General features: G+C 42.4%; 18 protein-coding genes and 1 tRNA gene. 4 read left to right on the plus strand and 15 right to left on the minus strand.

Annotated elements, in window-relative coordinates; all coding sequences use genetic code 11:
• Positions 1–3 precede the first annotated feature (3 nt).
• The gene (gene ktrB / locus GYO_RS37710; protein ID WP_014114923.1) at positions 4–1,341 is read left to right on the plus strand and encodes a Ktr system potassium transporter KtrB; all 1,338 of its coding nucleotides are present in this window, start codon (positions 4–6) and stop codon (positions 1,339–1,341) included.
• Between the two features lie 35 nt (positions 1,342–1,376).
• On the opposite strand, the gene GYO_RS37715 is transcribed toward ktrB, so the two are convergent.
• The 3 genes from GYO_RS37715 to GYO_RS37725 form a co-directional block, all read right to left on the minus strand.
• Entirely contained in the window at positions 1,377–1,640 is a 264-nt protein-coding gene (locus GYO_RS37715; RefSeq protein ID WP_003222348.1) for a YiaA/YiaB family inner membrane protein, read from the minus strand.
• Positions 1,641–1,748: 108 nt separating this feature from the next.
• On the minus strand, positions 1,749–2,597 hold the full coding sequence (gene lytG / locus GYO_RS37720) for an exo-glucosaminidase LytG (protein WP_014114924.1): 849 nt from the start codon (positions 2,595–2,597) through the stop codon (positions 1,749–1,751).
• Between the two features lie 159 nt (positions 2,598–2,756).
• A complete protein-coding gene (locus tag GYO_RS37725) occupies positions 2,757–4,292 on the minus strand; it encodes an MFS transporter (RefSeq protein ID WP_014114925.1) in 1,536 nt (511 codons plus the stop codon).
• Between the two features lie 459 nt (positions 4,293–4,751).
• Between GYO_RS37725 and cdoA the strand changes: the two genes are divergently transcribed.
• The gene (cdoA, locus tag GYO_RS37730) at positions 4,752–5,237 is read left to right on the plus strand and encodes a cysteine dioxygenase (protein ID WP_041521051.1); all 486 of its coding nucleotides are present in this window, start codon (positions 4,752–4,754) and stop codon (positions 5,235–5,237) included.
• Positions 5,238–5,854: 617 nt separating this feature from the next.
• Here the strand turns inward: cdoA and GYO_RS37735 are convergent.
• Complete coding sequence (locus tag GYO_RS37735; protein ID WP_014114928.1) at positions 5,855–6,586, minus strand: putative immunity/bacteriocin fusion bifunctional protein; 732 nt, start codon at positions 6,584–6,586, stop codon at positions 5,855–5,857.
• A gap of 50 nt (positions 6,587–6,636) precedes the next feature.
• The gene (locus GYO_RS37740) at positions 6,637–6,903 is read right to left on the minus strand and encodes a hypothetical protein (RefSeq protein WP_014114929.1); all 267 of its coding nucleotides are present in this window, start codon (positions 6,901–6,903) and stop codon (positions 6,637–6,639) included.
• Positions 6,904–7,192: 289 nt separating this feature from the next.
• Here GYO_RS37740 and GYO_RS43505 point away from each other — a divergent pair, with 289 nt between their 5' ends.
• On the plus strand, positions 7,193–7,441 hold the full coding sequence (locus GYO_RS43505) for a tyrosine-type recombinase/integrase (RefSeq protein ID WP_238528882.1): 249 nt from the start codon (positions 7,193–7,195) through the stop codon (positions 7,439–7,441).
• 173 nt (positions 7,442–7,614) lie between these two features.
• On the opposite strand, the gene GYO_RS37750 is transcribed toward GYO_RS43505, so the two are convergent.
• The 3 genes from GYO_RS37750 to GYO_RS37760 form a co-directional block, all read right to left on the minus strand.
• Positions 7,615–7,687 (minus strand) — tRNA-Ala (locus GYO_RS37750).
• 104 nt (positions 7,688–7,791) lie between these two features.
• The gene (locus GYO_RS37755) at positions 7,792–8,622 is read right to left on the minus strand and encodes an undecaprenyl-diphosphate phosphatase (RefSeq protein ID WP_014114931.1); all 831 of its coding nucleotides are present in this window, start codon (positions 8,620–8,622) and stop codon (positions 7,792–7,794) included.
• 92 nt (positions 8,623–8,714) lie between these two features.
• Entirely contained in the window at positions 8,715–9,881 is a 1,167-nt protein-coding gene (locus GYO_RS37760) for an AI-2E family transporter (protein WP_014114932.1), read from the minus strand.
• 180 nt (positions 9,882–10,061) lie between these two features.
• Between GYO_RS37760 and iolU the strand changes: the two genes are divergently transcribed.
• On the plus strand, positions 10,062–11,048 hold the full coding sequence (iolU, locus tag GYO_RS37765) for a scyllo-inositol 2-dehydrogenase (RefSeq protein ID WP_014114933.1): 987 nt from the start codon (positions 10,062–10,064) through the stop codon (positions 11,046–11,048).
• A 40-nt stretch (positions 11,049–11,088) separates the two neighbouring features.
• Here iolU and rhaA read toward each other — a convergent pair whose 3' ends face one another.
• The 7 genes from rhaA to GYO_RS44375 all read right to left on the minus strand — a co-directional run bounded on the left by rhaA (position 11,089) and on the right by GYO_RS44375 (position 20,276).
• A complete protein-coding gene (gene rhaA / locus GYO_RS37770) occupies positions 11,089–12,363 on the minus strand; it encodes an L-rhamnose isomerase (protein ID WP_014114934.1) in 1,275 nt (424 codons plus the stop codon).
• A gap of 25 nt (positions 12,364–12,388) precedes the next feature.
• Entirely contained in the window at positions 12,389–12,703 is a 315-nt protein-coding gene (rhaM, locus tag GYO_RS37775) for an L-rhamnose mutarotase (RefSeq protein ID WP_014114935.1), read from the minus strand.
• Between the two features lie 14 nt (positions 12,704–12,717).
• Complete coding sequence (gene rhaB / locus GYO_RS37780) at positions 12,718–14,178, minus strand: rhamnulokinase (RefSeq protein WP_014114936.1); 1,461 nt, start codon at positions 14,176–14,178, stop codon at positions 12,718–12,720.
• Between the two features lie 4 nt (positions 14,179–14,182).
• Positions 14,183–14,959, minus strand: a complete 777-nt coding sequence (gene rhaR / locus GYO_RS37785) for a rhamnose catabolism operon transcriptional regulator RhaR (RefSeq protein WP_014114937.1) — start codon at positions 14,957–14,959, stop codon at positions 14,183–14,185.
• 60 nt (positions 14,960–15,019) lie between these two features.
• Positions 15,020–17,089 (minus strand): bifunctional rhamnulose-1-phosphate aldolase/short-chain dehydrogenase, encoded by a 2,070-nt coding sequence (locus GYO_RS37790; RefSeq protein WP_014114938.1) that lies wholly within the window; start codon positions 17,087–17,089, stop codon positions 15,020–15,022.
• A gap of 135 nt (positions 17,090–17,224) precedes the next feature.
• Complete coding sequence (locus GYO_RS37795; protein ID WP_014114939.1) at positions 17,225–19,213, minus strand: methyl-accepting chemotaxis protein; 1,989 nt, start codon at positions 19,211–19,213, stop codon at positions 17,225–17,227.
• Between the two features lie 112 nt (positions 19,214–19,325).
• A complete protein-coding gene (locus GYO_RS44375; protein ID WP_371864114.1) occupies positions 19,326–20,276 on the minus strand; it encodes a methyl-accepting chemotaxis protein in 951 nt (316 codons plus the stop codon).
• Positions 20,277–20,295 lie beyond the last annotated feature (19 nt).

Consider the following 20,295-nt stretch of genomic DNA (forward strand, 5'->3'; position numbering starts at 1 on the left):
TAGGTGACACTTCAAAAGGATAAAGTGATCAAATGGGTTCGTTTTACACCGCCTCAAGTGCTTGCAATTGGTTTTTTTCTTACCATTATCATCGGGGCTGTGCTGTTAAAGCTTCCGATTTCTACAATGAAGCCATTGTCATGGATAGATGCCCTTTTTACTGCAGCTTCGGCTACAACTGTTACAGGGCTTGCAGTTGTCGATACCGGTACAGAATTTACACTTTTCGGGCAAACTGTCATCATGGGGCTGATTCAGATCGGCGGGCTTGGATTTATGACTTTTGCTGTTTTGATCGTCATGATATTAGGGAAAAAAATCGGATTAAAAGAACGAATGCTGGTTCAGGAAGCCTTAAACCAGCCGACAATCGGCGGCGTCATAGGCCTTGTCAAAGTCCTGTTTCTGTTTTCCATCAGTATTGAGTTGATAGCAGCACTCATCCTATCCATCAGGCTTGTGCCCCAGTATGGTTGGGCATCCGGCTTGTTTGCCAGTCTGTTTCACTCAATATCTGCTTTTAACAATGCCGGGTTTTCGTTGTGGCCGGATAATTTGATGAGCTACGTTGGCGATCCTACAGTTAACCTAGTGATTACTTTCTTATTTATCACAGGAGGAATCGGATTTACCGTTCTGTTTGACATTATGAAAAATCGGCGATTTAAAGCCTTTTCTCTACATACGAAAATCATGCTGACAGGAACCCTGATTCTGAATGCGGTCGCTATGCTTGTGATCTTTATTTTAGAGTACAGCAATCCCGGCACGCTCGGCCACCTGCATATAGGAGATAAACTATGGGCTTCCTATTTTCAAGCTGTGACGCCAAGAACCGCTGGCTTCAATTCTCTTGATATTGGAAGTATGAGAGAAGGAACGATTGTATTTACTTTATTATTAATGTTTATCGGAGCAGGCAGTGCTTCAACGGCGAGCGGCATTAAGCTGACTACGTTCATCGTGATTTTAATGTCTGTGATCGCTTATTTGCGAGGTAAAAAAGAAACGGTTATTTTCCGCCGCTCCATCAAATATCCGATTATCATTAAAGCTTTAGCTGTGAGCGTCACCGGTTTGTTCATCGTGTTTTTAGGGATATTCGCCCTGACGATCACAGAGCAAGCGTCGTTTATTCAAATTGTGTTTGAAACTTTTTCCGCATTCGGAACTGTCGGTTTATCGATGGGATTGACTCCTGAACTTACAGAAGCGGGGAAATGTATCATTATTGTTATCATGTTCATCGGAAGAATTGGTCCTTTGACGTTCGTGTTTTCATTTGCGAAAACAGAGAAATCAAATATTCGTTACCCTGACGGCGAGGTGTTTACGGGGTAATAACAAAAAATCCGGCGATTTAGGCGCCGGATTTTTTATGATTCGATATGAGATTGATTTTGTCTTTTTTCCTGTTCCGCGATGATTTCGTTATCCTCTGCATTATCACGGGTCACTTTTTGTGTAAGAATCGCACCGACCGCTACAAGTATCATAACAGCGATGTAATAGCCTTTTTCATTGAGTTCCAGATTATCAGCATTATAGAGTCCGATACTAAACAAAAATACTCCCGCAAAAAAAGTGAAATAAGCTAGTACTGTAAAGGCAACCGTGTTTCTCCGTCTATATTTCTGCACCTTTGTTCCCTCCTGAAAGCATAGTCAATAAGTGATAACTTCCGTGGAATATTATACCTCAAATTCCCCTGAATGGAACAAAGAATTAAAAATACCAGGAGAAAGGGCTCAGGTTGCTTCCTTTATTTCAACAGCTGAATCATCAATCCAACCGATGAGTTTATCATTGATTTGAAATTGGTACCATACGGACTGGCCTTTCTGCTTTTTAGATACAACCTTTATGTCTTTGCCGACGTAAGATTGGGCAGAGGTGAGCTTTATGGACCGATCATCAGTAGAAGGCTTGGACCATATGTCTTGAACGGCACTGTCTTTAATGGCGGCTTTTAAATCCACTGATTTGAGCGATGGATTTACCTCATCGTACTCATCTAAATCGTATTTTTCCACAATAGCGCTGATTTTATCAGCGTAGTCAGGGTCTGTAGCATATCCTGATGTTTGCAATGCAGTTGCCGCTTCCTTATAATCCCCGGCCTCAAGCACCGGTTTATACTTCTTTTTATTCCACGATGTGCCGCGGACAAACAATTGGGCGTGGTCATCCATAGATTCAAAAAACGTGCTGTATTTTCGAAACTTCGCTCGAATGGTTTTTCTTTTCCCTTTTTCAAATTCGTCTGTTTCCATCGTGACATGATGGCCTTTATAATTTCCTTTTATGCCAAAAAGGTTGTTGGCCTGAGCAGCAAGCTCGCTGTTCCCCCAGTCGGATTCGAGTATGGCCTGAGCGATCGTGATGCTGGGGAGGACATGATATTTCTCATACAAAATTTGTGCATGTCCGGACAGGCTGTCTATAAATACCTGCTGTTCATCAATTTCTTCGGGTTCTTTGGATGTTTCTATCGGTTTTGATAACGTTGTCGCTAAAACAAACAGGGCTAGCGGAATCGATACAATGAAAAATAGTGAAATGAAGAGTCTACGTTTTTTCAGTTTTTTACGGGCCATGAAAACCTTCCTTCGAGTTAAAAGATTACGAATGTAAAAGAATCTACCTTTTAGAATTTTACTTGCACTTCTAATATTTTTCAATTCTTTAGGGACAAAGTTGGGAAAAGATTGCAACCAAAAAACCTTTCCCTCAAGGAAAAGGTTTTGATCGTGTATCTATTTTTGTAAATTTCTGAGTACATTACGGTATTCTGTATCATGTATCACTTTATGTGATGTAACAGCAGCTTTTGATAGTCCTTGTGTTGAAACAGCTGGTTCTTTCGGAACTGTTTTCGCTTTATCATGCGTTTTATGTGCCAACTTGTGCCCCTTACCTGTAGCGTTCATACAGAATGACAGGCAAACGAGCAGCACACTCAGAATAAAAGAAATGAAAAAGAGATCATGATAAGCAGTCATCATAGAATCCTGCATCGAACCGCTTTGTCTGGCAGCATCTTTTTTCGTGAAAAAGCCGATGAGGATTGGAACTCCCATATAGACAAACAATCTTAAAAACTGAACAGCTGTCATTCTCTTGACCAAATCAGGAAGCGGGCCGCCCATAGCAGCTCCCATCAGCCCTGCGGCCACTGTCAGTCCCGTTCCAGCGGCAAGCATGATAAACAGCACTGCAAACATATAGAGAGACGATTGATCCTTTATATGCAGCCATTGAAAATTCACAAACACGAGAATAAGAGCACCTATAATACCGAGCACCCCGGGCCCGACTTTATCATAAAACAAAGCGCTCACAATGGCGGCGATCGCCACTCCGATTAAAAGAGTTAAGTTTAAAAGAATAAGATGCTCCTGAGAAATATCATACATTTGACGGAGCAATCCCTGAAAAGCAGAAAGGCTGACAGCTACCGTTATCGTTCCTGCAGCTATAATGAATAAACCGAGCACCGGTTTTGGCAGCAGCATCAGTTTAATAGAAATGAAAGGATTTCTCACTTTATATTCCACAATCAATAGAACAAGGAGCAAACATAACGTCACCCCAAAACCAGTCCATACATAACCTGATGAAAGTCCCCATTTTTGCAGAAAAATGAATGTAACCGCTGAGGCTGCAGCAAGGCACACAGATAAAATGATTCCTGCACGATCTAGCGGCTGTTCTTGTTCTGCCGATCCATGATGCTCATCATGAAGAAAGAAATAGCTCACCGCGACACCGATCAGTGACAGCGCGCCAAAGATGTAAAACAGCCATCTCCAATGCCCGTAGCTTGTTGCAATCGTTCCCAGAATCGTGCCGATGATAACAGAGCCATAAAATCCCCCGATTAGCACCAGCAGTGCGTAGTTCCTGCGGTCAATCGGAAATGACAGGACAAGCATTGGAATCATAATCATCAGCATGACACCTGTAGCCGCCCCCTGTAAAAAGCGCCCTGCCGCCATCCATGCAATATCGCTGGAAAATGCGAAAAGCAGTGAGCCAAGTATAAAAACGGGTAATGAAGCCAGATAGATTGGACGGGCACCGAATTTTTTCCTCAGCAGCGGTCCTGCCGGCACTAATAAAGCAAAGGCCATATTGCCGATCAATATTGGATTCACCGATGTGAAGTCACTTGTTCCAACCGTCTTCTGAACAAGGCCTTGAACTGACGACAATGCCGTGTTAGACATCAATCCCGGCCCGACCGCTAAAACGGCGAGCAAAGAAATCACCCAGTAGTGTTTTGTCTTCATGTTGTCATTCCTTCCTAAATGAATACATACGAAACACATCATTTTTTGAAAACAAAAGAAGCTAATAGATTTTGCATGCCATTAGCTTTCATTCTAATACTCTCCCTATCTTGAGAATGATATTATTTTATTATAATTATGTGAACAAATGAGCATATATTCAAACATTATTCCAAATCGATTATGATTTGTCAATGGCGCAAATTTCAAGCAAAAAAATAAAAACTGAACAGCTTTTGACCGATATCGTATTTTGGAGACAAGGCGGCTTTAACCCTTTCAATTCACTATTCCCACTAATAAACTCGAATAAATTGGTGATAAGACAACATTTGGCCGCACAATTTTTTTATTCACTGGGCGTTTGCCGCCTCTAAATTGTGTATGGGTAAATACCATGAATTAATCTGTGAAATACCAATGTTTGTCAATTTTAAATAATCCGGGAGGCAAAAACGAATGGAACTGTATGAGTGCATCCAAGACATTTTTAGCGGCTTGAAAAATCCATCGGTTAAAGATTTGGCAACTTCTTTAAAACAAATTCCAAACGCATCAAAATTGAGTCAACCGTATATTAAGGAACCAGACCAGTACGCTTACGGCCGAAATGCCATCTATAGAAACAACGAATTGGAAATTATCGTTATTAACATTCCCCCAAACAAGGAGACAGCAGTCCACGATCATGGCCAATCCATTGGTTGTGCAATGGTGCTAGAAGGAAAGCTTCTTAATTCAATTTATCGCTCAACCGGCGAACACGCAGAACTCTCTAATTCATACTTTGTCCACGAAGGAGAATGCCTTATTTCAACCAAAGGTTTAATTCACAAAATGTCCAATCCTACGTCCGAACGAATGGTGTCTCTTCATGTCTACTCACCCCCTTTGGAAGACATGACGGTCTTTGAGGAACAAAGGGGTGTATTGGAAAATTCATGATTTACAGGTGAACTGCTTTACTTTGATTTCTGAACAACAAAAGGGTTCAGCGAATGGCCTTTTCCTCACAAACAAAAAAACCCTTATAGAATAAGGGTTTAAAGGTATGGAGCCAAGGGGGCTCGAACCCCTGACCTCTACGCTGCCAGCGTTATCCTTGCGTACTTTCTGATATTCTGACATACCCTTGAAACGTTGATTTATCAAGCTTTATAGTCTCTTTAATCCTTTTTAGTTCTTTCTCGTAATCCTTTATAATCGGGATTTTTTAAAAATTTTGTTGCCATTTTTATTTCTGCCTGACATCGCAAAATGCAGCACTTGCTGTTGAAATCATTATAACATGATTGATGTTTGGCAGAATGGCAAAATGACATTTCGGTATGGACCACTGCCCAAATACGACGGCATCCCATTCCGTTACTCCATCATCGTTCTCTCGGACTTATGTCTGAATGAACCATTCGTCCTTTAGAGTGATTTTACTAATTTCCGTATTAGTTGACAATTTGAATATTAATTTACTTTAAGGATGTATAAGCTATATATCCCCCTGCCGCATACTAACTAAACCAAAAAAAGGATAGACAATTTGTACATCCCTCAAAGCTAATATCCTATGCACATGCAGCAATCATTGCTAAATCACAAACAACTCCACAAGTTGCACCAGCTGGAAGATTAATCAAACCAATAACCCCACAATAGTTGACACAAGCCAATAAACCTAGCGCTCCACAGGCAAAGTTCTTTCCCCAAACACTAAAGCCATTTGTGTGGAAGTCACCCTCCTGAAGACCATCTAAATTTTTCCCATAAATTTTAAAAGAGTTATCATTATCTTGGATCAATACATCAAGTTCATCAGAATCGCCGCTAAAATCTTTAGGTATTCCTAATAAGCTAAAATTAAAAAATTCTTTAGTCTCTTTGCTATAACCCAAAGTATAAATTATGGAGTCGCCTTCTTCATTTTTATAAGCGCCATAAACAAATTCTAAATCAGATTTTGTACCTTCTTTGTCAATTTGAGCGCCTTTGAATAAAAGACTCTTATCCTTTAAATCTACTTTTTTGTATCCGGCATTTTTGTATTCTTCAATGTACTTTTTAAACGGTTCTTTCTTATCTAGAGCTATTTGCTCTACATTTTTTACCTCTTGCTCACTCAGTACTTCAGTTTCGATATTGTAAACATCTTTAATTTCCTCGATGATTTGTTCTCTGTCTCTCTCTTTCGAACAAGTTGTACATTCTGTTTTGGCATTACTTCCATTGCCAATCGCTAAAGTATTTATTGGCATGATAGATACTATAGCAATTAAAAACATCAGCACAAACCTTTTCATACGCTTTCCTTCCTTTCCATTAATATATTTAAAATACGCAAAAACGTATTTTAATCCTTACTATCATCTATCCAAACATCTCCAATCTTTGAATAGAAGTATTTTAAAGTAAACCCTAAAGCAATTCCAAAGATCACAAATCCAATTGAGAAAATAAGAAACTCAACGGTAAATACTGGCTTGCCTTTTAAATAACCTATTAACAGTTGTCCAAGAACAAACACCACTGACATTCCTGTCGTAATTAGAGGTAAACTTCTAACCCATGTTGTGAAATTCTTTTTCATTTGTTCGATAGTTAATTTTCTTTTTGCCATTTTCATCACCTCTTTAATTAGGTTAACACAAACTCTTTTTCCAAAAAAATGAATATTAAGAATCAAATTCTATATAACTTCGTTACTTATTTTCTATTTTAAGATTGAGACATTCCACATATTAATAGGCCTTAATTCTGCGCTACTCTCACAATTGATAATCGAATTTAGTGAATAATTAGCAGATCAATTTAGAGAGCAAAAAAAGATAATTGAAAGTGAGAAAGAAAAGTTTGGAGACGATTATCAGGATCAGGACTTAGTAATATGTACAGAGCTCGGTAATCCAATTAACGCAAGAAACGTTCTTAGAAAGCAAGCTAAGCTAATGAAGAAGGCTGGGGTTCCTAAGATAACCTTCCATGATTTAAGACACGTGCACGCCTCCCTAATGCTTTATTTCGGACATGATATTAAAGAGATATCCGAAAGACTTGGACATGCAAAATCGAGCTTTACTTATGACACCTATGTACACATCATGTCTAAAACTAAGAAGAAGCTTATAGATAACCTGCAGCAATCAATAAAACTGTGACCTCCTATGATGGGGGTTATTTTTTTTCGTTTTTTTCTTAAAATGAGACACCATATTGCCACTTTAAAAACTCAGACACAAATGTTGCCGTTTTGTTGCCAATACAGATTAGAACAAATAAAAAACCATCCTTGAAAGTCTCAAGAATGGCTTTAAATCAAGCTTTATTAGTATGGAGCCAAGGGGGCTCGAACCCCTGACCTCTACGCTGCCAGCGTAGCGCTCTCCCAGCTGAGCTATGGCCCCGTATGTAACGTCAAATTTATTATAGATGATTTTTTTTTGAAAAACAAGCTGTTTCCTCTTAAATTGACAGAAAAAAAAGGCTCCGAAAAGAGCCTTTTTTTAACTTACATCATGATCAAAAGTAAAATCACACCGAGAATGATTCGATAGATTGCAAATGGGACGAGTTTGATTTTGTTAATCAGTTTTAGGAAGAAACGGACGACAAACAGCGCGACAACAAAGGCACAGATAAAGCCGACGATGAAAAACGGCATCAGGTCCGAGCTTAAGCTGTCCCAATGCTTCACAAGGCTTAGAAAGCTTGCTCCCATCATGATCGGCATTGCCATAATAAACGTAAAGTCAGCTGCCGCGCGATGGTTCAAACCAAGAATAACGCCTCCGGAAATGGTTGAACCGGAACGCGAGAAACCAGGCCAAAGGGCAAGACATTGGAATAAGCCGACCCCTATCGCCTGCTTATAGGAAATGCGGTCGAGGGTATCTGTCGCTGCTTTCCGTTTATTTACCCAATCAGCAAAAAGCATCAGGACTGCTCCGGCGATTAAACCGAAGGCCACAGTTTTTACGGAAAATAAATATTCATCAATGTAATCTTCAAACAAAAAGCCTAGAACAGCTGCAGGCACGAGCCCGACGGCAATTTGGGCAATGCTTAATTTATGTCCCTGCTTTTGGTCGCTTGTAATATTCTTTTTCAAGCCGAGCAAATTCAAAATCCGATCTTTAAACACGATAACTACTGCTAAAATGGAGCCTAGCTGAATAACCACTTTGAATGAGTTAGCAGCTTCTTCTGACATCAGATTGCTTGATTTAAGCCAGATATCGTCTACTATGATCATATGTCCTGTCGAAGAAACCGGCGCGTACTCTGTTAATCCTTCTACGATTCCTAAAATGGCAGCTACAAACAATTCCCATAGAGTCATGATTTTGATTCTCCCCATTAGACATTTATTTTTTTACACAACGGGAGCTTTCCATAAATGGAAAGCCCGTCTTATATAACTATAAACGAAAATCACACTTTATGACCTGACGTATTTTCATTTTTTTCTTCGTCGTATAAATGTGACCGCATTTTAAACCAGTCAAATAAATGTGTCGTAATGACTTTGGCAACTGCATAGCCCGGAATTGCTAGAATGATTCCAACAACGCCAAACAGCTTGCCGGCTGTTAACAGCAGAAAAATAATCGTAATTGGGTGGATATGAAGGTTTTTTCCCATAATTTGCGGCGAAATCAGCTTCCCTTCAATCAGCTGAACAATGGTCCAAACGATCACCAGCTTGAGCAGCATGAGCGGCGATGTCACTATGGCGATGATAATCGCTGGCGTAATGGCAATCGTCGGCCCTAAATACGGAACGATGCTTGTACAAGCCGCAATGACGGCAAGCAATGAAGCATAATCCAGCCCGATTATCAAATAACCGATAAACAGCAAAAAGCCGATACAGAAGCTGACAATGATCTGGCCTCTGATATAAGAGCTTAACCGATGATTCATTTCACTTAAGACTGTGTATGTCTGTTCTTTCAATCGAGTCGGCACAAACTTTAGTATGTAGACCGGCAATTTCTTTCCATCTTTTAATAAATAGAAAAGAATAAACGGAACCGTAACGATTGAAATGATAATCTCAGTCAGAGCGCCGATAAAATTCCCAACGCCGGTAAAGGTGCTGTTCACAATCGTCGCTGCCTGATCTGAAACCTTTGTTGCGAGATCAGATATATTGATGTTCATGGTTTGCTGGGCCTGATTGACGAAGTTACTGCCGATCAGCTGTTTCGTCTGATCTTCAACGACATCCACATATCTCGGTATGTTGTCAATCAAACTCATAATTTGTTCTTTTAAAAAGGGAATGATGGACACGATCGTGATCGTGATCAGCCCGATAATCAATAGATATAACAGCAAAATAGAATAGATTCTTCTAATTCTTCTTCTCTCAAGGAAATCGACGACTGGGTTTAACAGATAATAAACAATGCCTGTTAAAATAATCGGCAGTGAAATCGTTTTGAGAAGAACAATAATCGGGGTGAAAATAAATGATGTTTTTGTAAAAACGAGAATATTTAAACCAATCAGCAGCAGCACAAGCAAAAATAAAACAAACTTATTGTCCAAGAAGAATCGCTTGAATCTGCCGCTCCATGTTTGCAACGTCTCCACTATCGTTCCTCCGTCATATATAGTTTAATTAAATTGTACACTATCGTCCCTATAATGAAAAATAAAAACCGTTAATTGCTGGAAAAACTTCCTTGCTTTAAAAATGTGATTTGATCTATCATGTGCTTTTCTCCTTTTTAAGCTATAATTTAGCTATATCATGCAAAAGGAGCGATAAGAGTGATACGTTTTGCAATAATAGGAACCAACTGGATTACAGACCGCTTTCTTGAATCAGCAGCGGAGATAGAAGATTTTCAGCTGACAGCTGTTTATTCAAGATCGGCTGACCGCGCTGCCGAGTTTGCTGCTAAACATAACGCTGAACACACTTTCTCAGACCTTCAGGAAATGGCGGCAAGCGATTGCTTTGATGCCGTATACATAGCCAGTCCGAATGCCTTTCACAAGGAACAAGCCGTTCTCTTTATGAACCATGGCAAGCATGTGCTTTGCGAAAAGCCGTTTGCTTCGAATACAAAAGAAACGGAAGAGATGATTTCAGCGGCTAAGGCAAACGGCGTTGTCCTCATGGAAGCGATGAAGACCACTTTCCTGCCGAATTTTAAAGAGCTGAAAAACCACCTACATAAAATCGGCACTGTCCGCAGATTTACCGCGAGCTACTGCCAGTACTCCTCACGGTATGACGCGTTCAGAAACGGTACCGTCTTGAATGCGTTTCAGCCTGAGCTTTCCAATGGGTCATTAATGGATATCGGAATCTATTGTATTTATCCTGCCGTCGTGCTGTTTGGTGAGCCGCAGGATGTGAAAGCGAACGGGTACGCTTTATCTTCCGGAGTGGATGGGGAAGGAACCGTCATTCTGTCTTACGACGGGTTCGAAGCCGTTCTGATGCATTCTAAAATCTCAACTTCCTATGCCCCGGCGGAAATCCAGGGTGAAGACGGGACGATTGTAATCGATACGATTCACCGGCCAGAACGAGTGGAAATCCGCTATCGCGATGGACGTCTGGAAAACATTTCGATTCACGATCCTAAACCGGCGATGTTCTACGAAGCGGAAGAATTTGTCACGCTCATAAAAGAGAACAAGCAGGAATCTGAAGAAAATACATTTGAACGATCAATGATCACTGCAAAAATCATGGAAGAAGCAAGAAAGCAAATGGGGATTGTGTACCCTGCTGATCAAGCCTAAAAAATCCGCCCGCGTGCAAATGCCGCGGCGGATTTTTTTATTAGACAATCGGAGAAGATGCCTTCCTCTTTAAAAGCACCTCTTGTTCATACTCTTTTATGTCATGAAGCCATGCCTCTTTTACCGGCACGCCCATTTGCCCACAGTAGGAATCCCAGATGGCCCCGAAAGGATATGTTTTGAATTCCTCCATCAGCGCCAGCCTTTCTGTATAGCGGCCCTCTTCCTGCAATTGTTTTAAATAGCCGGTCGGGAGAAGCAATGCATACAATAAAGCTTTAATCATATTTCTCGTTCCAATGGTCCAGGCGGCAACACGGTTAATGCTGGCATCGAAAAAATCCAGGCCGATGGCGACCTTCTCGATAGCCTGATTGCGTACAATTTCAAGAGCGATTTCTCTCAATTCATCGTCTAAAACCACAACATGATCGCTATCCCAGCGAACAGGCCGGGACACATGCAAGGCGAGTTTGTCTGTGTAAAGCAGCATCGACGAGATCTTGTTTGATACCGTTTCAGTCGGGTGGTAATGGCCTGTATCAAGTAAACAAAGCTTATGATTCGTCAAAGCGTAAGCTAAATAAAATTCATGAGATCCGACAACATATGATTCAGAACCAAGCCCGAACAGCTTGCTCTCGACCGAATCAAGATTGTGTTGTTCATTGATCTCCTCTGCGAAGATCCGATCAAGTGATTCTTTTAGTCTTTTACGCGGTGTCAGCCTGTCACTCGGGATATCCTTATAGCCGTCAGGAATCCAAATATTCGTCAAGCAAGGTGTGCCTAATTCTCTCCCGAAGTATTCTCCAATACGGCGGCAAGCGATGCAATGCCTGATCCAAAATTCCCTGATGGTCGGATCGGGGTGTGAAAGGGTGAGTCCGTCAGCCGCTTTCTCATGCGAAAACAAGGTCGGATTAAAATCTAAACCGAGACCGAGGTCTTTTGCCCATTTCACCCAGTTTTCAAAATGATGCGGCTTCAATTTGTCCCGTTCTACCGCTTCCCCGTTTGTTTCTGCGTATATCGCATGCAGGTTTACGCGGTGCTTTCCAGGAATGAGAGAAAGAGCCTTCTCCAAATCTCTTCTTAATTCTTCAGGGGTTTGCGCTTTTCCGGGATAATTGCCGGTCACGTCAATTCCGCCTGAAAGCTCACCCTTATTTACTTCAAAGCCCTCAATGTCATCACCCTGCCAGCAGTGGATTGAAATGGGCACTTGCTCTAATTGCCGAAGCGCCTCTTCAACATCAATTCCCCATTTTTCATATGCCTGTTTTGCACTGTCATAATTGGTTTTTATGGTCATGCGGCTCTCTCCCTTTTTCAGTTTTTTAATCCAAATAAAAAACTTCCTTAAGATCTATCGAAACAGGACTAAAATCTGGATTTGTTTTCATTAATGGCGACATCGATTTCCACCATCTCCGGCAAACTTCTGTGTCCCCCATCTTTCTCCACTTCTCTTCATCCTCTATTTCTAAATAAGCAAAAAGCCGGCCTGTGTCCTCGTCTAAAAAAATGGAATAATGGTGCGCTCCATGAGCTTTGAGTGCTTCTGCCATTTCAGGCCAAATGTCATCATGCCGCTGTTTGTATTCTTCGTACTTGTCTTGATGGACAAACATGATACTGGCTTTTCTAATCAAACCTGATCACCTCTTCACCTTTTAGATAGCGCTTTCAAAACAGTTTGATGAAATGACTGAATGATTGTGCTTCTGTCAATGTCTTTAGGTGTAAACACTTTGATCGGAAAGGAATTTCTGACGGCTTGCCGGGCTTCTTTTATGTCTTTGACTTCTTTGGCAGCAATCATTTGCATCAGCAGATTTCCGATGGCGGTTGCCTCTATGGGCCCTGCGTATACCGCTTTTCCGCTCATGTCTGCTGTTAATTGATTTAAGAAATCATTTCGGGCTCCGCCGCCGATGATATGAAGCTGCTCAATCGGTTTTTCTGTGATCGTTTCCAGCTCTTTGATGGCTATCGCATAGATGATGGCTAAATTGCTGTAGATGCAACAGGCAAGTTCGCCTGCAGTGTGGGGAATCTTTTGGCGGGTTTCTCTGCAATAATGTTCTATTTCCTCTATCATGCTGTCTGGATTCAGGAAACGTTCATCATTTAAGTTTATAAACTGCTGAAATGGTTCTGTTTTTCGGGCTGCTTCTGCAAGCTGCTGAAAAGAGTAATCTGCTTGTAATTGCCGTCTTACTTCTTGTATCACCCACATGCCGATGATGTTTTTGAGAAAACGAATGGTGTTGTTTGCGCCGCGTTCATTTGTATAGTTGTTTTTTAAAGCCAGGTCGGTTAATATCGGCGTTTTGTTTTCAACTCCGATTAACGACCATGTTCCGCTGCTGATATACGCCCAGCTATCGTTTACACCTGGGGCCGCGATGACGGCCGAGGCAGTATCATGCGTTGCGACTGTCATCACCTTGCAAGTCGGCAGATCATAATCTGGGAACCAATCATTTCTCAGCATCCCGAGCTCACGCCCCGGTTCAGTCAGCGGCGCAAATTGCTGTTCCTGAACAGACACGGCTTCAAGCAATTCGGGGTCAAGCTTTCCGGTTGAGACGTTTAAAAGCTGTGTTGTGGATGCATTTGTGATTTCTGTTACGGCTTTTCCGGTTAAACAATAGCCTAAATAATCAGGAACCATCATAACTTTATCTGTTTTTTTCAGCAGCTCACGTTTTTCTTCATACAATTGATAAATCGTGTTAAAAGGCTGAAATTGTATTCCTGTTTTTTGATAAATTGCGGCTTTTGAGAGGGTATGTTCCAGTTTGTCTATTGTGTGATCTGTTCTTCTATCCCGGTAGGACATCACTTCCCGCAAACGATTCCCTTTTTCGTCCAGTAAGACATAATCAACTGCCCATGTATCAATGCCCACAGTGCAGCGTTCATGCCCAAGCGCTTTCACTTTTTGCAGTCCTTGCAGGATTTGTTTTAGCAAATGATTAATATCCCAAAAGCAATGCCCGTCTCTTTGACTGAAACCGTTAGCGAATCTGTGAATCTCTTGTATGTCAAGCTTCCCTTCCTTCAGTTCACCTACCATGATTCTCCCGCTTGATGCGCCTATATCAATGGCAGTATAAATCATCCTTTCACCCTCTCTTCGAAAGAGGAACAGCTGTCACCTTCACCTTTTTGTCCTCGAGAGCTTTTACCGATGCCGGATCAAGTCCAGAATCCGTAATAAGGCGGCTGACATCTTGCAGCGAGGCAATATGTGAAAACTCGCGGTTCCCCCATTTGCTTGAATCGGCCATCAAAATGGTCTGGTCCGACCTTTCGATCATCCGTTTTTTGAGCAGCGCCTGCCACTCGTTTGAGTCGCTCATCCCGTTGTTTATGTCAAAGCCTTTACATGACAGAAAGGTTTTGTTGACGTGATAGGTCTCAAGTGAACGCTCTGCTAACGGGCCGGCAAACGATAATGATTTTACCAGCAAAATGCCGCCTGTCGAAATGACTGATATGTTTTCTTTATTGCTGAGCTCAAAGGCTGCCTTCATTGAATTTGTAATGACGGTGAGCTCAATATCAGGGAGTATTTTCGCCATGTACCAGGCGGTGGTGCTTGCATCGAGAATGATTCGGTCTCCGCTCTTTACATATTTGGCCGCTTCATGAGCGATGGCTTTTTTTTCTACGACATTTGTAATTTCCCGTTCAGAAAAATGAACTTCTGATTCCTGCTGCTGAATACTGACCGCTCCTCCGTGGCTCCGGCTCAGTTTATGTTCTTTCTCAAGCTTCTCAAGGTCGCGCCGAATGGTTTCCTCTGTGACAGAAAATATGTCACTTAATTCGGATACACGGATGCTTGAACGCATATTCACTATTTCCACTATTTTTTGCTGCCGTTCTGCTACTAGCATTGGTAACGCCCTTCCTCATATCATAATCCGTCTTATTGTTTTTAATATCATAGCATATTTCTAACGCGTAAAAGCAGCCGGGACGCCGCCGTCTACCGTGATCATGCAGCCCGTTGTTTTTTCGGCTTTAGAAGAAGCGAAGAATGCGATGGCTTCGGCAATATCCTGCGGGTAAATATTGACGAGCAGCGCCGTTCGTTTCCGATAATGTTCCTCCAGCTGATCTGGCTCAATCCCGTACGCCGCGGCCCGTTCCTCCCGCCAGCTTGACCCCCAGATTGCCGATCCTTGAAGAACCGCATCAGGCAAAACGGAGTTGACCCGAATGCCGAATTCTCCACCCTCTGCTGCGATACATCTCGCCAAATGGGTTTCAAGCGCTTTTACCGAGCTGTAGGCAGAGGCGTTTTTTCCCGCATAAACCGAATTTTTAGATCCGACAAATACCATGCTTCCGCCTCTGCTTTGCTGTTTCATTTGTTTAAACGCTTCACGGGCCACAAGGAAATAGCCAGTTCCTAATACATTCATATTAAGATTCCATTCTTTTAGACTTGTTTCGTCAAATGGGCTTGATGTGGCCAGTCCGGCATTATTGACGACGATATCAATGCCGCCGTAAGCAAGCGCCGCTTGTTCAAAGGCTGACCGTACTTCCTCTTCCTTTGTCACATCCATTTTGACAGCCATTGCCCGTCCTTCTCCGTATGCATCGTTTATTTCCCCGGCAATTTTCTGTGCACCCTCTATATTAAGATCAGCAGCGATCACGTGCCCTCCTTCAGCTGCAAAGCGGCGGCATGCTGCACTGCCGATTCCGCCGGCTCCTCCTGTTATCAACGCTACTTTACGGGAAAATTCTGCTTCCGGCGGGGCTAGCGTGAGCTTATATAATTCGAGCGGCCAATATTCGACATGGTAGGATTCATTTTCATTTAAAGAAACAAAGTGACCAAGAGCTGTTGACCCTTTCATAACGGCGATCGCTCTCCGGTATAAAGCGCCGCTCACTTTAGACATGGCATAACTTTTTCCCGTATTCACCATTCCGATGCCAGGAATCAATATCACCCGCGGGGCTGATTCAAAGATTTGATCCCCCTCCTGCTGATTGCGTGTAAAGTAAGCATGATATTCTGATGCAAAATGCTCGACTCCTGACTTGACCAGTTCCACAAGCTTGCGCACATCTTGAGTTTCCGGATTCCACTCAATGTACAGCGGAACCCGTTTTGTGTGAACTAGGTGATCCGGGCATGCCGCACCGATTTGCGAGAGCACTGGCGCTTGAACACTGTTTACAAATTCCAAGACGTCGTCATGATCATCATAGGAAAGGATCATTTTCTTTTCTTCACTTACAGCGCCTCTGATCACAGGCATGATGCCTGCCAAGATTTGTTTTCTTTGATCTTCCGGCAGCGGCTGATATCTTTTGCCTCCGAATATCTTATTTGGATTGATCCGGTCGTTAATATACTGCTCGGCTTCTTGAATGATGGATATCGTTTTTTCATAACATGCTTCAGACGTCTCTCCCCAAGTGACTAAGCCGTGTTTCTCCATTAACACAAGCTCGGCGTTGGGATTGTTCGCTACGCCTTCAGCGATCATTTTAGACAAAGTAAATCCAGGGCGGACGTATGGCACCCATACAAACCGGTTTCCGTAAATGTCTTCTGCAATTTGTTTTCCATTATCAGCGCAGCAAATGCTGATAATCGCATCGGGGTGGGTATGGTCAACATGATTGTATGGCAGAAAAGCGTGTAACAGCGTTTCAATTGAAGGACGGGGATGTTTGCTGTCTATCATACAATGAGACAAGTAGTCTACCATTTCTTCATCTGACATGTGGTCCCTTTCAATCAGCGGGCGGATGTCAGCTAATTTTAAACCGGTAAAGTTATGCGCTTTCATTGTTGCCAAATCTGAACCGCTTCCTTTCACCCACATGACTTCTGTTTCACGGCCTCTGAAATCCTTTTCCGTTGTTTTCATAGACGTATTCCCGCCGCCCCAGTTGCAGACAGTGCGATCTGACCCGATCAGATTGGACCTGTACACCAATTCCTCTACACCTTTCGGCAGCTGTGCAGCACGCTCTGAATCCCATACATGTTTCACCATATTTGATATTCCTCCGTCCCTTTTATTTGTATCCGTTTTCATTATATATGATATTTGTTTATTTTTGAATTGTTTTTGTTTATTTTTGTTTTCAATAAAAAAAGAAAGCAGCTGATGCCGCTTTCTCTTTCATTATTATGATTCAATTTTAAATTTCTTCGTGATGTCCTGAAGTTCTTCCGCCATGTTTGCCAATGTTTCAGCTGAAGAGCTGATTTCTTCCATGGAAGCAAGCTGTTCTTCCGCCGAAGCTGCGATGTCCTGAATGCCTGCTGAGCTTTCTTTCGACACTTCAGAAATGTCTTCAACCGCACTTGTCACTTCCTGCGATCCAACTGACAGCTGTTCAACCGTTGCGTTTAGGTTTTGCAATTCACCAGAAATTTGGGTTGTCATCTCGTAGATTTGTTTAAAGCTTTCCGCTGTTTGGTCAGTAATCTGCAAGCCTTCCTTCACTTCATGATTCACAGATTGGAACATCGCAAGCGAAGTGCTGATTTCTCTGACAATCTCTTGAATTAACCCTTCAATTTCCTTGGCAGAGCCTGCTGATTGTACGGCAAGTTTTCTGACCTCTTCCGCAACTACTGAGAAGCCTCTTCCGTATTCTCCCGCTCTTGCCGCCTCAATCGCAGCATTTAATGCCAGCAGGTTGGTTTGATCAGCAATGCCGTTAATCACATTCAAGATACTTGTGATGTCTTGCGATTTTGTTTCAAGACCCTTCACCACCGCTTCCGCTTTTTGAACGGATTGATCGATTGTTTTCATTTGACCGACTGTGTGCTCCACCAGTTTTTCTCCGCTGCCTGCTGCCTCGGAGGACTGGATCGATGACTTCGTAATCGTTGAAGAGGCCTGAGCCACTTTTGAAATCCCATCGTTCATTTGAGAAAGATGGTTTGAACTTGTTTCCAGTTTCTCGCTTTGCGCCTCGTTGCCATCTGAGAACTGTTCGATGGCAAGTGTGATATGTTCGGTTGCCTTGCTCGTTTGGGCTGCACTTGCCGTCAACTCTTCAGAAGATGAAGCGACGTTTTCTACAGACGTTTGAATAACCCCGATCACAGAACGCAATGAGGCAGACATTTCGTTAAAGCTATCGCCAAGCTGTCCAAACTCGTTTTTCGAGTGAATATCAATGACTTCTGTCAGATCTCCGCTGCTGATTTTCGCGGATGTAGAAACCAGTTTTCTTAACGGCTTGGTAATGGCACTGATAATAAAGAGAATAAGTATGCCGCCGATGACAAGTGACACGCATAGAATGATAATCGCTGTGTTCAGAACCGGGCTTGAAGCATCTTGCAATTCACTGACAAAGTACGTACCCGCGATTTTCCAGCCTGTCAGTTTATTTGTCGTAAAGGCCATTTTCTTTTCTTTGCCTTCGAAAGTATATTCAAATGAGCCTTCTCCTTTGGAATATACTTGGTTTGTCCAGTCGCCGGATCCAGTTGTCCCAGGCTTAATCGTCGGATGGGCGATATATTTTTTGTTGCCCGTTGTAATAAAGGCAAAGCCGTTTTTGCCGATTTTGATTCTCTGTGAAGCGGAAAGCACTTCATCCAGATTTAAATCAAGTGCTATAACCCCTGAACCGTCTTTTAATTGTTTTGAAATTGTGACAACCATATCCCCTGTTGCTTCATCAGTATACGGTTCTGAGAAAACAGCCTGTCCTTTTTTCGCAACAGCTTGTTTGTACCAGTCACGCCCTGTCGGATCGAAGCCTTTAGGAACGCCGCTATCCGGATATTTGTAAAGCTTCTTATCTTCTGAAGCAACATAGATTGCGCCTACATCGGCATTCAATGTTGTATACTGCTTAAATTTCTCATTCAGTGAGGTTTTATTTTTTCCTTGTAATAGATCTTTATCGATCGTCTCACTGTAATAATCAATTGCTTTTACTTTATTATTCAATTTGTTTTGCAGGGTGCTGTTGAGCTCTTCAACGTTCCCCATTGCACTACTCGTAAGTTCCCTGTCCAGTGCGTTCCAAGCTGATTGATAACTGAAATATGCTAAAACCCCAACCGGCAAAATAAGCACTGCCAGAAACGCAGCGATAAGCGGTTTGCTGATCGATGGCTGTTTGATCCATTGTATCATTTTTCCCATTCTAGTTGACTCCTCCTTTAAGCTAAATCTAATATCGTCAAACTAGGATAAAAGGTTTAATAAAAAAACTAAAAAAAACACCCGAGCGTACAGGCCCGGGTGTTTTGGCTTACTATTCGATTTTGAATCGTTTTGTCATATCGCGAAGCTCTTCCGCCATCGACGAAAGGGTTTCTGCTGACGAGCTGATTTCTTCCATGGAAGCAAGCTGCTCTTCGGCTGACGCCGCGATATCTTGTATATGAGCTGAGCTTTCTTTTGAAATCGATGCAATGTGCTCGGACGCTCCAGAAACTTCCTCGGAGCTGGCAGAAAGCTGCTGAACCGTCGCACTCATGTTTTGCAGTTCACCGGCGATTTGGTTCGTCATTTCAGAAATGCGTTTAAAGCTTATTTCTGTTTTATCTGTGATATCAAGGCCTGTTTGCACCTCTTGATTGACAGACTGGAACATGCCGAGAGATGTATTGATTTCCTTCACAATTTCGATGATTAATGCTTCAATCTCTTTTGCTGAATCTGCTGACTGAACTGCCAGTTTTCTTACTTCTTCCGCTACAACAGAGAAGCCGCGGCCGTACTCGCCTGCGCGCGCCGCTTCAATTGCTGCGTTTAAGGCAAGCAGGTTCGTCTGGTCTGCGATACCGTTAATCACACGCAAAATATTGGTAATGTCTTTCGATTTCGTTTCCAATCCGCGTACGACTTGTTCTGCTTCTTTTACAGACTTGTCAATGACGTTCATTTGGCCCACGGTTTGATGAACAAGCTTGCCGCCTTCGCTTGCAATTTCAGTTGACTGGACAGATGAATCTGTGATGACTTCAGAAGCTTGAGCCATATTCGTCAATCCGTCATTCATTTGATAAATGTGCTCTGCTGCAGTTTCAATGTTTTCGTTTTGTTTTTCATTGCCGTTAGAAAATTGTTCAATCGCCAATGTAATGTGCTCTGTTGCCTTGCTCGTTTGCGCGGCTGATGCGGTCAGCTCCTCAGAGGAAGCAGCAACATTGTCCACGGAATCCTGGATAGCGTGGATGAGAGAACGAAGTGACGACGCCATATTGTTAAAGCTTTTGCCG

Source organism: Bacillus spizizenii TU-B-10 (genome assembly GCF_000227465.1).
Taxonomy (GTDB): domain Bacteria; phylum Bacillota; class Bacilli; order Bacillales; family Bacillaceae; genus Bacillus; species Bacillus spizizenii.

Excerpts from the sequence above, each read along its gene's own strand:
- GYO_RS44375 (WP_371864114.1), bottom strand. The coding sequence starts at position 20,276 with ATGGCGTCGTCACTTCGTTCTCTCATCCACGCTATCCAGGATTCCGTG.
- GYO_RS37790 (WP_014114938.1), bottom strand. The coding sequence starts at position 17,089 with ATGGTGAAACATGTATGGGATTCAGAGCGTGCTGCACAGCTGCCGAAA.
- lytG (WP_014114924.1), bottom strand. The coding sequence starts at position 2,597 with ATGGCCCGTAAAAAACTGAAAAAACGTAGACTCTTCATTTCACTATTT.
- rhaR (WP_014114937.1), bottom strand. The coding sequence starts at position 14,959 with ATGCTAGTAGCAGAACGGCAGCAAAAAATAGTGGAAATAGTGAATATG.
- rhaB (WP_014114936.1), bottom strand. The coding sequence starts at position 14,178 with ATGATTTATACTGCCATTGATATAGGCGCATCAAGCGGGAGAATCATG.
- GYO_RS37725 (WP_014114925.1), bottom strand. The coding sequence starts at position 4,292 with ATGAAGACAAAACACTACTGGGTGATTTCTTTGCTCGCCGTTTTAGCG.
- cdoA (WP_041521051.1), top strand. The coding sequence starts at position 4,752 with ATGGAACTGTATGAGTGCATCCAAGACATTTTTAGCGGCTTGAAAAAT.
- rhaA (WP_014114934.1), bottom strand. The coding sequence starts at position 12,363 with ATGACCATAAAAACCAATTATGACAGTGCAAAACAGGCATATGAAAAA.
- GYO_RS37735 (WP_014114928.1), bottom strand. The coding sequence starts at position 6,586 with ATGAAAAGGTTTGTGCTGATGTTTTTAATTGCTATAGTATCTATCATG.
- GYO_RS37795 (WP_014114939.1), bottom strand. The coding sequence starts at position 19,213 with ATGGGAAAAATGATACAATGGATCAAACAGCCATCGATCAGCAAACCG.
- GYO_RS37755 (WP_014114931.1), bottom strand. The coding sequence starts at position 8,622 with ATGACTCTATGGGAATTGTTTGTAGCTGCCATTTTAGGAATCGTAGAA.
- GYO_RS37740 (WP_014114929.1), bottom strand. The coding sequence starts at position 6,903 with ATGGCAAAAAGAAAATTAACTATCGAACAAATGAAAAAGAATTTCACA.